The 13,947-nt window shown below is 62.6% G+C and carries 11 protein-coding genes; 2 read left to right on the forward strand and 9 right to left on the reverse strand.

The annotated features are described in order from the left end of the window. Nucleotides 1–18: 18 nt before the first annotated feature. Genes HMPREF2678_RS06240 through aspS form a run of 3 tightly spaced genes read right to left on the reverse strand, consistent with a single transcriptional unit; the run spans nucleotide 19 to nucleotide 4,511 of the window. The gene (locus tag HMPREF2678_RS06240; protein ID WP_070551409.1) at nucleotides 19–1,395 is read right to left on the reverse strand and encodes a replication-associated recombination protein A; all 1,377 of its coding nucleotides are present in this window, start codon (nucleotides 1,393–1,395) and stop codon (nucleotides 19–21) included. Nucleotides 1,396–1,414: 19 nt separating this feature from the next. Next, the gene (locus HMPREF2678_RS06245) at nucleotides 1,415–2,662 is read right to left on the reverse strand and encodes a phosphotransferase (RefSeq protein ID WP_070551410.1); all 1,248 of its coding nucleotides are present in this window, start codon (nucleotides 2,660–2,662) and stop codon (nucleotides 1,415–1,417) included. Nucleotides 2,663–2,720: 58 nt separating this feature from the next. Further along, nucleotides 2,721–4,511 (reverse strand): aspartate--tRNA ligase, encoded by a 1,791-nt coding sequence (gene aspS / locus HMPREF2678_RS06250; protein WP_070551411.1) that lies wholly within the window; start codon nucleotides 4,509–4,511, stop codon nucleotides 2,721–2,723. 125 nt (nucleotides 4,512–4,636) lie between these two features. On the opposite strand from aspS, the gene HMPREF2678_RS06255 reads away from it, so the two are divergent. Further along, nucleotides 4,637–5,596 (forward strand): KPN_02809 family neutral zinc metallopeptidase, encoded by a 960-nt coding sequence (locus HMPREF2678_RS06255; protein ID WP_070551414.1) that lies wholly within the window; start codon nucleotides 4,637–4,639, stop codon nucleotides 5,594–5,596. A 29-nt stretch (nucleotides 5,597–5,625) separates the two neighbouring features. Here HMPREF2678_RS06255 and HMPREF2678_RS06260 read toward each other — a convergent pair whose 3' ends face one another. Genes HMPREF2678_RS06260 through HMPREF2678_RS06270 form a run of 3 tightly spaced genes read right to left on the reverse strand, consistent with a single transcriptional unit; the run spans nucleotide 5,626 to nucleotide 8,171 of the window. Next, nucleotides 5,626–6,210 carry a hypothetical protein gene (locus HMPREF2678_RS06260; RefSeq protein ID WP_246817898.1) on the reverse strand — a complete coding sequence of 195 codons (585 nt, stop codon included), beginning with the start codon at nucleotides 6,208–6,210 and terminating at the stop codon, nucleotides 5,626–5,628. Beyond that, entirely contained in the window at nucleotides 6,158–7,462 is a 1,305-nt protein-coding gene (hisS, locus tag HMPREF2678_RS06265) for a histidine--tRNA ligase (RefSeq protein ID WP_035008223.1), read from the reverse strand. The genes HMPREF2678_RS06260 and hisS overlap by 53 nt, the downstream gene beginning before the upstream one ends. Before the next feature lie 22 nt (nucleotides 7,463–7,484). Continuing rightward, nucleotides 7,485–8,171, reverse strand: a complete 687-nt coding sequence (locus HMPREF2678_RS06270) for an MBL fold metallo-hydrolase (protein WP_070551420.1) — start codon at nucleotides 8,169–8,171, stop codon at nucleotides 7,485–7,487. 113 nt (nucleotides 8,172–8,284) lie between these two features. Between HMPREF2678_RS06270 and HMPREF2678_RS06275 the strand changes: the two genes are divergently transcribed. Beyond that, nucleotides 8,285–9,178, forward strand: coding sequence for a peptidylprolyl isomerase (locus tag HMPREF2678_RS06275; protein ID WP_070551423.1), 894 nt, complete (start codon nucleotides 8,285–8,287; stop codon nucleotides 9,176–9,178). 42 nt (nucleotides 9,179–9,220) lie between these two features. On the opposite strand, the gene HMPREF2678_RS06280 is transcribed toward HMPREF2678_RS06275, so the two are convergent. From HMPREF2678_RS06280 to HMPREF2678_RS06290, 3 genes are all read right to left on the reverse strand, one after another. Then, entirely contained in the window at nucleotides 9,221–11,488 is a 2,268-nt protein-coding gene (locus HMPREF2678_RS06280) for a RelA/SpoT family protein (protein ID WP_034976424.1), read from the reverse strand. 97 nt (nucleotides 11,489–11,585) lie between these two features. Further along, nucleotides 11,586–12,131, reverse strand: coding sequence for an adenine phosphoribosyltransferase (locus HMPREF2678_RS06285; RefSeq protein ID WP_051891478.1), 546 nt, complete (start codon nucleotides 12,129–12,131; stop codon nucleotides 11,586–11,588). Nucleotides 12,132–12,240: 109 nt separating this feature from the next. Continuing rightward, a complete protein-coding gene (locus HMPREF2678_RS06290) occupies nucleotides 12,241–13,935 on the reverse strand; it encodes an ABC transporter substrate-binding protein (RefSeq protein ID WP_246817899.1) in 1,695 nt (564 codons plus the stop codon). Nucleotides 13,936–13,947: the final 12 nt, after the last annotated feature.

A 13,947-nucleotide genomic window follows, 5' to 3' on the forward strand; every position in this document is an offset into this window, starting at 1 on the left:
GTACGGAATGCGTTTATTCTACCCCCGGGTAAGGAAGGAGCGAACGATAGCCCTCAAGCTACTCAAGCGCGCGCCGATGGTCTTTTCGTGCCCGTGGTTCGTCGGTCGGTAATAGACCGCATCGCGCAGGTCCTCGGGCAGGTACTGCTGCGGCACCACACCCTTCGGATCGTCGTGGGGATAGACGTAACCCACCGCGTTACCCAGTGCTTTTGCGCCTTGGTAGTGCCCGTCGCGCAGGTGGGCTGGCACGGCACCACCCTTGCCCGCCCGCACATCGCCGATCGCCGCGTTGATAGCTGCGATCACGCCGTTGGACTTCGGCGCAGTGGCCAAGTGAATCGTCGCCTGTGCCAGGTTAAGCCGCGCTTCCGGCATGCCGATGAAGCTCACGGCGTGATAGGCGGCCACCGCCACCTGCAGCGCCTGCGGGTCGGCCATGCCGATATCCTCGCTGGCGTGAATCACGAGCCGACGGGCGATAAAACGCGGATCCTCGCCGCCTTCCAGCATGCGCGCCAGGTAGTGGAGCGCGGCATCCGGATCCGAGCCGCGGATGGACTTAATAAAGGCACTGGTGATGTCATAGTGCTGATCGCCGTCGCGGTCGTAGCGCACCACGGCCTTGTTCAAGGACTTCTTTACTTGGGACGCCACCAGCTCCCCCACGCCGTCTTCCCCATCCAGCTCGACTCCCTCGGCGGCGGCCTCCAGGTATGTCAAACTGCGGCGGGCATCCCCGGCGGCCAGGGCAACCAGCTGATCCATGGCCTCGGAAGTCACGCGCAAACGACCGGCGTACCCGCGCTCGTCGTCGAGCGCGCGCTGGAGCACGGTACGGATGTCGGCGTCACTAAGAGAAGACAGTTGCACCAACAGCGACCGCGACAACAGTGGCGAGACCACGGAGAACGACGGGTTTTCGGTGGTGGCGGCGACAAGCAGTACCGTCCGATTCTCGACGGCGGCGAGGAGAGCATCCTGCTGGGTTTTAGAGAATCGGTGGACCTCGTCGATAAACAGCACGGTGTGCTCGCCGAGGAGCAGACGCTTCCGGGCCTGTTCGATGATGGCTCGGACTTCTTTGACGCCGGAGTTCAGGGCGCTTAAGGCCTCGAAACGGCGCCCGGAGGCCTGAGAGATCAGGCTGGCGATGGTGGTCTTGCCCGTGCCGGGAGGGCCATAGAGGATGACGGAGGTGTCGCCCTGCCCCTCGATCAGTCGGCGCAGCGGTGAACCGGGACCCAGTACCTTGTCCTGGCCCACCACCTCGTCCAGGGTGCGGGGGCGCATGCGCACCGCCAAGGGCGCGTGGGTGCCAGGGTGGAAGTAGGCCTCGGCGGCCGAAGGGTCGGCGCTGGCGCCCTTGTCCGGCTGCGAAAAAAGATCATCCACGGGCTCGGGCCTCGCCTCGTTAGTCGGCGCGCTCGTGCGGGAACGCGCCCAGCTGCGCCAGAACCTTCAACAGCACGCCTGCGAAAGCACCGACGGCCTCGAAGTTGCTGGTATCGCGGCGACGGGAAAAACGCTGGATTGCCTCTACAGTCGTGGCCAGGTCTTCGAGCTGTTCCTCTGACATGTGGCGAAGAGAGCGCGAGACTTCCTGGTTATCGGGATCCTCGCCGAAGACGAAGGAGGAGTGCTCGGCGACGGACAACCGGCCGTAATACATCATGATCAGCGACAGGAAAGCCCAGCCGATGAGGGCGGACATGACCCAATCGTGGAACACCTCGTCGTCCGAGATCACCGGCCAGATGTGTTGCGCCTCCGCGCGCCAGGCGGCCAGGAACTCCGTGGTCTCGGGCTCGTCCAAGCTCGGGGTGGAGTTGTCCTGCGGGAAGCCCGCGACCACGCACGCGACGTCGAAAGCAGCATCGCGGAAGCCCGCCCATTCGTAGTCCAGCAACACGACATTGGTCGTGAGCATCACGTTGTCCGGCGCAAGGTCGAACGGGGTAAAGACCTGGTACTCGGACTTAGTCTGGCGCTCCGCGGCCTCCATGGCGTAGCGCTGCACCACCGGATCGATGGTCAGACCGTTGGTGGTCATCAGCTCCACGCCCGATTCGATGAGCTCGCCGACATTGATATCTGATTCCTGGATCGCCTCGGGGCTGATGTGATGGCGCTGGCACTGTCGGCGCATCAGCGTGGTGTAGGAATCGGCGCCGCCGAAGGTCGCGGCGTGCATCTTGCCCAGGGAACGCCCCAGCTTGCGCAGTGCGCCCGTGCGCGCTTTCGAATCCTGCAGCGTCAGCACGTCGGTGAAGCTGGTGCCATCACCCGCGTCCGACAACACCAGCAGGCGCTGGTTAATGTCGTAAGCCAACAGCACCGGGCCGGGGCGCACGGACTCGGCCAGGGTGTTGGTGTACTGGTAGGCCACAACCTCGCGCAGCATGCCTAGTGCGTCCGGACCGAAGTCCTCCCCACCATCGGTGGCCTTAGCTGCCACGGGCTCACCGACCTTCTGCGGCGGCAGCTGCTTGATAACGACCGTGCGCTCCTGCAGGAACGGGTCGGCGGAAAGTCGGCACCGCAGAACCATCGAGGAACCACTGCCACCCAGGTCCTCCGGATCGCTGAGTTCAGGGGAACCTCCGAAGCGGGCCACTAGTAGAGCTGTGGCCGCTTCGACGGTGGACTCGACTGATTGCACTTCTCTTCGCCTATTTCCTCGTGTGGGTTCCTAGCAGGCAGGGCTAAGCCTTGCAGGGCTAGGCCTTCTTATCCTTCTTCGGCTTGAAATCAATGCCGGATTCCTTGCGCTGTGCCGCGGAAATCTCACCCGGGGCGTCGGTCAGCGGATCAACGCCACCGCCGGACTTCGGGAATGCGATGACGTCGCGGATGGAATCGAAGCCACCCAGCAGGGAGACGATGCGATCCCAGCCGAAAGCGATACCGCCGTGCGGCGGGGCGCCGAAGGCGAAGGCGTCCAGCAGGAAGCCGAACTTCTCGCGAGCCTCCTCCTCGCTGATTCCCATGACCTTGAACACGCGCTCCTGGACTTCTGGCTGGTGAATACGGATAGAACCGCCGCCAATCTCGTTGCCGTTACACACGATGTCGTAGGCGTAGGCCAGGGCCTCGCCCGGGTTCTCGTCGAAGTTGTCTAGGTATTCCGGTTTCGGGGAGGTAAAGGCGTGGTGCACGGCGGTCCAAGCGGAGTTGCCCAGGGCCACGTCGCCGGAGGCGGTTGCGTCTGCAGCCGGTTCGAACAGAGGGGCGTCCACGACCCAGGTGAAGGCCCAGTCGCCTTCCTTGATCAGACCCAGCTTGTTAGCGATCTCGCCGCGGGCAGCACCCAGCAGGGCGCGGGACGGCTTGGTCTCGCCCGCGGCGAAGAAGATGCAGTCGCCCGGCTTCGCACCGACGTGCTCGGCGATGCCTGCGCGCTCTTCGGCGGTGATGTTCTTGGCCACCGGGCCGGACAGCTCGCCGTCTTCGCCCACCAGGATGTAGGCCAGGCCCTTGGCTCCGCGCTGCTTGGCCCATTCCTGCCACGCATCCAGCTGACGACGGGGCTGATCGGCGCCGCCTTCCATCACCACGGCACCGACGTACTCGTTCTGGAACACGCGGAACGTGGTGTCCTTGAAGAACTCGGTGCACTCAGTGATCTGGATGTCGAAGCGCAGGTCCGGCTTGTCGGAGCCGTAGTACTTCATCGCATCGGCGTAAGTCATGCGCGGGATTGGGGTGGAGATCTCGTAGCCGATCTCCTTCCAGATAGCCACCAGGATTTCCTCGGCCAGGGAGATCACGTCTTCCTGGTCGACGAACGACATCTCGACGTCCAGCTGGGTGAACTCCGGCTGGCGGTCGGCGCGGAAGTCCTCGTCGCGGTAGCAGCGGGCGATCTGGTAGTAGCGTTCCATGCCAGCCACCATCAGCAGCTGCTTGAACAGCTGCGGGGACTGCGGCAGGGCGTAGAAGGTGCCCGGGCGCAGACGCGCCGGCACCAGGAAGTCACGAGCGCCCTCCGGGGTGGAGCGCGTCAGCGTCGGGGTCTCGATCTCCGTGAAGTCGTGGTTGGCCAGCACACCGCGGGCAGCCTGGTTAACCCGGGAGCGCAGGCGCAGCGCATCGCCCTGGGGCTTGCGGCGCAAGTCCAGGTAGCGGTACTTCAGACGAGTCTCCTCGCCCACCTCGCCGGAGGAGGAGGGATCGTCGATCTGGAACGGCAGCGCCGCAGCCTCGTTCAAAACCTCGAGCTCGGAGACGTTAACCTCGATGCCGCCGGAAGCCAGGTTCGGGTTCTCCGACCCCTCCGGGCGAGCCTCCACCACACCGGTGACCTTGAGGCAGTACTCGCTGCGCAGGTCGTGTGCGCGCTCGGCTACCTCGGACTCACGGAAGACGACCTGTGCCACGCCGGTGCGGTCGCGCAGATCGATGAAAATGACGCCACCGTGGTCGCGTCGGCGACCAACCCATCCGGTTAGGGTCACTTCATCGCCGATATTTTCTGGGCGCAGTTCGCCCGCAAGGTGTGTGCGCAGCACGTTCCTATAAGTCCTTCCTCGTATTAAGCTCTCTAGCTTTCAGCTTTTCTAGCCTTTATCGACCTTATAGCCTACCTTGTCCCCATAGGGCTGTATACGGCGCCCGGGTATGGCACGATTCACTTGTGACTTTTAACAACAATCTGAACAATTATTCCGACCGTGGACAGCGCGGAGGTACCGGCTCCGGCGGAGGCGGTTTCGGCCTCGGGGGCGGGGGTGGCAACCAAGGTGGGGGCGGCGGCCTTTTTACCGGCCTACTTTTTGGCGCCCTCGCCCGCCGCTTCGGCATTCCGGGAATCATCGTTGCCGCCATTCTGGTGTTCCTCTTTAACGGTGGACTCGGAATGTTGGGTGGAAACAATGCCTCCGACCAGCGTGCGGGCGTCAGTAATAGTAGGCAGGGTGAAGGCTTCGAGCACTGCAAGACCGCCGATGACGCGAATAAGCACGACGACTGCCGAATCCTGGCGACCGCGACTTCCGTCGACGATTTCTGGGGCCGAGCACTTCCCGAGGAAGCCGGGATCGATTACACCAAGCCGGGGCTTGTGATTGCCGAAGGCCAAACCAGTACCAGGTGCGGATCGGCAAACCTCGCCAACACCGGGCCTTTCTACTGCCCGGGCGACGAGACGGTGTACATGTCCACGCCCTTCTTTAAGGAGCTAAAACAGATGGGCGGTTCCGATGGACCGTTCGCACAGATGTACGTCACTGCCCACGAGTTCGGCCACCACATTCAGCAGCTGGAAGGGAACCTGGGGCTAAGCGACTACGACAATCCAGGCGAGGACTCCAATGCGGTGAAAATGGAAGTCCAAGCCGACTGCTACGCCGGCGTGTGGGCCCAGAACGCAGATAAGGGCGAGGGAGCCCTCTTGGAGCCCCTCACCCAGGAGCAGGTCGAGCAGGCAATTAAGACCGCCCGTGCCATTGGTGATGACGCCATCCAGTCCAGCGCCGGCCAGGAAGTTAACCCTGACAAGTGGACCCACGGATCCTCAAAGATGCGCGTGGAATGGTTCATGCGCGGCTACCAGGGCGGCACCATGAAGTCCTGCCACCAGGACTTCCAGCGCTAGTCGCCCGGGTTTGCCGCTAGTCCCCGTGGTTAGCGCTGCGGCGGCAGGAACGGGCGCAGCCAATTCGGAACCATGTGAGCCGGAATCAGGTGGTTGACCCAACCCCACAGACCCGCCCCCGCGGTGCCCAGTGCGATGACGCCCAGCATGATCGCGGTGATGATGCCCGCCTTCGACGAGCCGTCGAGACCCGGCTTGGAGCTATCGGAGGAACCAGAGGATCCACCCGGCTTGTCAGGGCTACCGGGTTCGCCCGGCTTCCCCGGTTCCGCACCCGGTGCGTTAAAACCGACCTTGATCGGATCGTGGTCCGACGCGCGGAACACGTTCTGCTCATAGAAATCAACCACGTTGTTGTTGCGACGAGAGTACTCGAACGCAACGGACTCGTCAGCGTTAATGTCCCACACGTCAGCGCCGGTGGTCAACTTCGTAGCCTTTTCATTCGCCAGCACGTGATCCAGCGAGCCGACACGGCCGCCAAACTGGTAAGAATGACCCGCCTCGTACTTGCCTTCCAGGTTGGTAAAGCCAGCCTCTTCGATGATGCGGATGGCATCTCTAAGCCTCGGCCGTCTTTTCCTCCAGCAGCTCCACCACCGCTGCCAGATCAATCTGCTGCTGTTCGTGCGCCGCCAGATCCTTGACCGTCACTGTTCCCTCGGCCAGCTCCTTGTCACCGAGCACTAGAGCGTACAGCGCACCTGCGCGGTCGGCGCCCTTCATCGCCCCCTTCAGACCGCGGTCGCCGTAGGACATGTCGGCGGAAATACCACGACCACGCAGGTCGTTGACGATACTCACCATGCGGCGCTTGGCCTCTGCGCCCAGTGCCACGCCGTAGACATCAACCCTTCTTCCTGTGGACGCCTTCTTCTCCTCCGCTTCCAGCGCCAGCAAGGCTCGGTCGACTCCCAAGCCGAAGCCGATTCCAGACAGGTCCTGCCCGCCCAGCTGCGCCATCAAGCCGTCGTAGCGGCCACCGCCACCGATTCCAGACTGCGCCCCCAGGCCGTCGTGAACGAATTCGAAGCAGGTCTTGGTGTAGTAGTCCAGGCCGCGCACCATCCGCGGGTTGATGGTGTAGCCAACGCCTAGGTCATCCAGCAAGCCAGTCACGGTCTCAAAGTGCTCGCGGGAAGAATCGCTGAGGTGATCCAGAATCAAAGGTGCCTCGGCCAGCATCTCCTGCGTTTCAGGCCGCTTGTCGTCCAGGACCCGCAGCGGGTTCAGCTGCGCGCGACGCTGGGTTTCCTCGTCCAGTGGCAAGGTGGCCAGGAAGTCCTGGAGTTTCTGGCGGTAGGCAGGGCGATCCTCCCAATCGCCCAGGCTGGTCAGTTCCAAGCGGAAGCCGTTCAGACCAATGGAGGTAAAACAGCGGTGTGCCAGCGCGATGACCTCGGCATCCAGCGCGGGATCGTCCACGCCGATAGCCTCCACACCGACCTGCTGGAGTTGGCGGTAGCGCCCCGCCTGAGGGCGCTCGTAGCGGAAGAAGGGACCGTTGTAGACCAATTTGACCGGCAGCTGCCCTCGGTCCAAGTTGTGTTCAATGACGGATCGCATGACGCCCGCCGTTCCCTCCGGCCGCAACGTCACCGAACGCCCACCCCGGTCTGCAAAGGTGTACATTTCCTTCGACACGACGTCCGTCGACTCGCCCACGCCACGGGCGAACAGTGAGGTCTCCTCGAAGATCGGCAGCTCTACGTGCTCGTAGCCCGCGGCATGCGCGGCACTGGTAAAGGCATCCTTGACCGCCTTAAACTCCGCGGATGTCGGCGGCACGTAGTCCGGCACGCCCTTGGGCGCGCTCAGCGCGGTGAACTTCTGGGCCTTCTGTTGCTTCTTGTCGCTCTCAGTCACAAAAGATCAGTGTACTGCACCGCTATTTCACTGCTGCCAGGAAGCTATTAGTGCGCTTTTCTTCCCCAATGGTGGTGTGCGGGCCATGTCCCGGCAACACGATGTCGCCGTCGGCGAAATCAGTGGTGAGCTTCTTCAGGCTCAGCATCATGTCCTCCGGCGAGCATCCCGGCAGATCTGTGCGGCCTACTCCCCCGCGGAACAGCACGTCCCCACCGAAGATCAGACCATTCACGCGGAACATCACGTGCCCGGGCGAGTGGCCCGGCATGTGGTGGATCTCGAACTCCGCGCCACCGATACTGATGGAATCCCCCAGAGGGCGGATGTCCTCGATCTTCGGCATGTTTGCTACATCGAAAGGCTGCGCCAGCGGGCTGGCCGCCTGATCCATCTCCAGCATAAAGCGGTCGAGCTCGTGGACGTACACAGGCACTCCGAATGCACCTGCGTCGCGGATGTGGTCAATGTGCCCGTGGGTTAGCACGACCTTCTCCACGAAGAACCTATTCTCCTCAGCGAGCCTTTGGATATGGGCAAAAGCACCCAGGCCAGGGTCTATAACGACCGCCGGGGAGGTTTCCCCCGAGGTGGCGTCCGAACCATCAATCACCACATAACAACTGGTTTCGAAAGGTCCGGCGGGAAAGCTCAAGATCTGGGTGCTCTCCGGAAGGTCAACGGGGCTGGGCGCGCTATCGGTGCTCATGCCACTACAGCCTAGCGAAAAGCGCCGAAACCACTCGCCCCCTTCACACTATCCGGGCATCGCATGAGGCATAATGGATCACCGTATCTAGCACAAGAAAGGCTCTAGAAGACGTGTCTGATTCGCCTGACAAGAATAACTACCCTAACTCCGCCTACCGCGACGAGGCGCTGGACGAGCTATCCAAGGCCCTCAAGTCCCGCGAGCGCAAGGCAAAGGTCGCGCCGCTGGGCGTGGTCGCCGCAACTCTGGCCGTACTGGTCGTGATTGTCGGTGGTATCTGGTTCGCCTCCACCTACAGCTCCGACGAGAACGAAGACCAGGTCGCAGAGAGCGAACAGCAGGATGAGCAGACCAAGCAGAGCGAAGAGAAGGACATCAAACCCGCATCTCTGCCGCGTGGCCCGAAGGAGCCCTATGGAGTGACGGTGAAGTGCGAGTACAAGAAGGACCCTCAGGGCAAGCTCAGCAAGGCCGGGCTGCCGAATGGCGATGGAGTCCAGTCCCAGGGCACCGAGAAGGTCACCTTAACCATGAACGGTCAGAAGGTTGGCCTGGAGCTGGAGAACAGTGTTTCCCCGTGCACCACGAACTCCTTCAAGCACCTGGTGCAGAAGAAGTTCTATGACTCCACGAAGTGCCACCGCTCCGTGAAGTCCGACTCCATGACGATCCTGCAGTGCGGCGACCCGGAGGCCAGCGGTGCCGGCGGCCCGGGCTACTCCTTCGCTGACGAATACCCGCTCAACGGTGTGGATAAGGACAAGGCCCAGCAGCCTGTTAACTACAAGCGCGGAACCCTGGCGATGGCCAACAGCGGTCCGAACACCAACGGAAGCCAGTTCTTCCTGGTCACCGGCGATACCACCCTGCCGCCGAGCTACAACATCTTCGGCACCATCGACAAGGCTGGGCTGAAGGTTCTGGACAAGTTGATGGAGAAGGCTCCGGAGGGCGATGCTGCTCCGACCGAGGACATCAACATCGAGTCCGCCGTGCTGGGCTAGAACCGGGCACCCCGGCGCCTCAGCACTCCAGCGTTTCCCGGCTTAACCGCCGGTAGTCACGCGATAGACGTCGTATACGCCTTCGACGTTGCGCAGCTGGTTCATCATGTATCCCAGCTGCTTGGTGTCCGAGACCTCGAAAGTGAACCGGATCGTCGCCACCCGATCGCCCGCAGTATGCGAATTGGTGGCGATGATCGGAACCTTCTGCTCCGAGACCACGCGCGTGACATCGGATAGCAACCCATTCCGATCCAGGCCTTCGATCTGGATCGTGACCATAAACACCGCGTTGTGGAAGCTGCTGGCCCACGAGACCTCGATGATCCGCTGCGGTTCCTGATGCAGCTTCTCGGCGTTGGTGCAGTCCGTGCGGTGCACGCTGACTCCCCCGCCCTTGGTGATGAAGCCGAAGATCTTGTCCCCCGGTACTGGGGTGCAACACTTCGCCAGCTTCGCCGAGAAGTCTGCCTCCCCCTGCACCAGAATTCCCGAGCCGTCGCCACGCCCCTCCTGCGGCGTATTCGCGATCTTCGAGGTGGCCGAGCCGGATTGCAGAACATCGTCCGCCTCGGACTCCGGCTCCAAGCCCTCTACCAGGCGGTGGCACACGTGGCCCGGGGTGATCTCTCCCCTACCGATCGCCGTGTACAGCGCATCAACATCCGAATAGTTCAGGTCGCTGGCCAGCATCCGCAGGGATTCGTGGGTGAACAGTCGGTGCACTGCCAGCCCGCCGCGCTGCGCCTCGGCCGCCAGCATGTCGCGGCCCTTCTCCGCCGCCTCTTCCCGCCGTTCCTTGGCGAACCACTGGCGGATCTTCGCCTTCGCCCGGGGCGATACGACGATGTTCATCCAGTCCTTCGAAGGCCCGGAGTTCTGATCCTTGGAGGTAAACACCTCCACCTTGTCGCCAGTCTTCAGCTTCGATTCCAACGCCACCAATTTGCCGTTGACCTTTGCACCAATGCAGCGGTGGCCGATCTCCGTATGCACGGCGTAGGCAAAGTCGATGGGCGTGGACCCGTTCGGCAGCGTAATCGCATCGCCCTTGGGCGTGAAGACGAAAATCTGGTTCGTCGATAGGTCGTAGCGCAGCGAATCCAGGAACTCGTTGGGGTCCGCGGCTTCCTTCTGCCAGTCCAGCAGCTGGCGCATCCACGCCATCTGGTCGACTTCCTGGGACTCGCTGTTGTTGTTTCCGCGGGTTTCCTTGTACCGCCAGTGCGCCGCAATGCCGTATTCGGCGTTGTGGTGCATTTCGTGGGTGCGGATCTGCACCTCCAGCGGCTTAGTGTCCGGGCCGATCACCGTGGTGTGCAGCGACTGGTATACGCCGAACCGTGGCGCGGAAATATAGTCCTTAAACCTTCCCGGCATCGGCTGGTAAATCGTGTGGATCGCACCGACGGCGGCATAGCAATCCTTCACGTTATCGACCAGAATGCGCACACCCACCAGGTCGAAGATCTCGTCGAAGTCGCGCCCGCGCACAATCATCTTTTGGTAGATCGACCAGTAGTGTTTGGGTCGGCCTTCCACCGTGGCGTGCAGCGAGCTGCGGGACATGGCCAGCTCGATCTCCTGCTTGACCTTGGCCAGGTACTGGTCGCGCTTCGGGGCACGGTCGGCCACCAGCCGCACGATTTCCTCGTACTTCTTGGGATACAGGATCGCAAAGGCCAGATCCTCGAGTTCCCACTTGACCGTTGCCATGCCCAGGCGGTGCGCCAGCGGGGCAATAACTTCTAGGGTTTCCCGTGCCTTCTTCGCCTGCTTCTCCGGCGGCAGGAAGCGCATGGTGCGCATGTTGTGCAGGCGGTCGGAGACCTTGATCACCAGCACGCGCGGATCCTCGGCCATCGCGACGATCATCTTGCGGATGGTCTCTGCCTCCGCTGCGGAGCCCAGCACCACTTTGTCGAGCTTCGTAACCCCGTCCACCAGGCGCGCGACCTCGGAGCCGAAATCGCGGGATAGATCCGCCAGCGAGTATTCCGTGTCCTCCACTGTGTCGTGCAGCAGCGCTGCGACGACGGTGGTGGTATCCATGCCGATCTCGGCGGCGATGGTTGCCACGGCCAGCGGGTGGGTGATGTATGGCTCGCCCGATTTCCGCTTCACGCCTTCGTGCAGCTTCTCTGCGGTGGCATAGGCACGGTTTAGCAGGGCGAGGTCGGCTCTCGGGTGGAAGCGCCGATGCACGGAGATCAGCGGCCCCAGCACAGGGTTGATCTTAGGTTTACCGGTGCCGGTGAGGCTGCGCGCGATGCGAGCCGCCATCCACAGCGACCCCTTTTCGTTGCTCATTGCCGCTCTACCCTGCCTCTTAGTCTTTAGCTCGATCTATTGAGTTGTGCCGTGCTCTTTTATTGACGCCACCCGCGGCTCCGCCGCCGGGACGAGTTTAACGGGCCTGATCGACCACGTAGAGCGGCAGATCCTTTAGGCGATCCCGACCGTCAAGCGCGGCTACCTCTAGCACCACGCCGAGGCCACACACGTTGGCACCAGCTTTTTCCAGCAGTTCCCGGGAGGCGCTGAGGGTACCGCCGGTTGCAAGGACATCGTCGATAAGAAAAACATTCTTGCCGTGCAGCGGAATCGCGTCCCCGGCGGGGATCTCTAGAGCAGCCGTGCCATATTCCAAAGCGTAGTCCACGTGGTGAACCGGAGGTGGCAGTTTGCCACCTTTGCGTACTGCCAGAATGCCCACTCCGAGCTCATATGCCACGGCGCTGCCCAGCAGGAAGCCGCGGGCGTCCAATCCGCCGATGAGGTCGATGTCGAAGTTGCGACAGTGATCCGCCAGATCCTTGACCAGCAGCTTAAAGGCCTCTGGGTCAGCCAGCACCGGGGTTAGGTCCTCGAACACAATCCCCCGGGAGGGGAAGTCGGGGACGATGCGGATCAGTCGGCGCAGCGCCTGGGAGGCGGTTTCTGTGGATGTCAAAGCTTTACAGTCCTCTTCTTTGAACAAGCTAGCTGGTGCGGCAGGTAACCCGTACCACTCTAACGCCACCCTCAGACTCGGCGCTGCAGGGCGGGGTTAATCTTCAGGGTTATTTTTCCGGCGCTTTAGATTTTTCCTCGGTAGCCATTCCGGCACCCTCGTCGTCCCCGGTATCCTTCGCGTCATCGGAAGCACGCCCCGTGGATACGGGCTCATCGGCCTCGACCCATCGGTCCATGTTCCAGCTCACCCCAGTGTCGGAGGAACTGTCTAGAACATTCGCCGCATGCACCTCCGCCAAGACGGTCCGCGGTTCCGTGATCAGGGGCAGCGTCAGAGCGTCCTCAGCCAGGGTGTGCTCCGCAACGCGGATCTCCTTCAGCGTGGAAGATTCCGTGGCGTTAACCGCCGAATTCCTGCCCGCTGCAGAGCGGGTGTCTAGCGCAACGTCGTAGTCCACGCCAAGCAGCCCATAGTCCTCTGCCTTCCGTGGCACAGGCTGGATCTCCACGCCAGCCTTGGAGCACTGATCCTTGAGGGCGTCAACAATCTTGCGATAGCGCGGCACACTGTCCAGGAAGCCGATCCGGATGGTCATCCCCTGCAGGGCTGGGCGGGCTGCCTCGATGTTGGTCGCGGTGTTCCGACGGTTGATGTCCTCGAGGTACTCCCGCAACGGGTGGGTCGTGCCGAGGATACGCAGGCCGGTGGGTTCCACCGCAGCGCCGGTATCCTTCTCCACCGTCTTCGCAATGGCCGTGCGATCGATGCAGGAGTTCAGGGCGCGGCGCGTCGCCGGATCCTGCAGGATCCCGAGATCGGAGATCCGCAGGGTGTCGACGCGCTGGGAATGCTCCTCCACCACGCGGTAATCATCGCCGTTAAGACCCAGGTCACCAGCGAGCTTGCCGGGCTTATCACTGGATCCGCGGTTGATGTCCACGACGGAAAGCTGGTTATGCTCCCCCAGGGCCTTCACATCCGCGTCGTGCGGCCACAGGTAGACCGGCGATTGGTTGGCCTCAACGCCCTTCCACTCGGGGTTCTTCTCCAGCTTCAACGACCCGTTGTCCTCCCGGGCGCTGATCTTGTACGGCCCAGAGGTAGGAACCTCAGCGGGGTCGGTCTTGTGGAAGTTAAACACGTCCTGCCAGGCCTTGCCCAGTTCCGTCAGTGCCTGTTCATCGGCACTATCGATGGCAGCCACCACGTCATCCACTCCGGCCTTCTGCGCCACAGTATGGGAGGGCAGCACAGTGCCCGGGCCGAATAGTTCGCGGTAGCGGCTACCCCGCTTCTCCGCGAAATGCACGCTGAACTTCTTCGCACCGGCGGCGCAGTCCACGCGCTCTACCTGCCCGAACAGCGGCATGTCGGAGTTAAAGAGATCTGCGCGCTTGCTGGCCTGGTAGGCCAACAGAAAATCGTCGCATACTACGGGCTTGGAATCGGAGTAGCTGGCCTTTTCGTTGATGGTGTAATCGACCCGCCGGGGGTCATCCTGGCCCGGCTTGGCCGTCACTAGGTCCCCGTTGGGCAGGTTCTGTCCTCTGGAACCAGCGATGAAGGCCCCCGGGTACAGCCGGGCGGAAATCTTCGCAGCATCCGTCGCCACGCCGACAGCGGTGCCGGCGTTGGAGGTCACCAGGTCGCTCGTCAACACGTACCCAAACTGCTCCGGTGCCGGCTTCAGCCCGCTACCCTCGGAGCAGGCCGCCAGACCTCCCGCGGTCAGCGCGGCAGTTAGTGCCAGCGCCGCGGTGGCCGTGGTTGTGTGCTGTGCTGCGCGCCGCCTGCGAATCACTGCCTGCCTCCT

Origin of the sequence: Corynebacterium sp. HMSC058E07, assembly GCF_001809885.1 — a bacterium.
Taxonomy (GTDB): domain Bacteria; phylum Actinomycetota; class Actinomycetes; order Mycobacteriales; family Mycobacteriaceae; genus Corynebacterium; species Corynebacterium macclintockiae.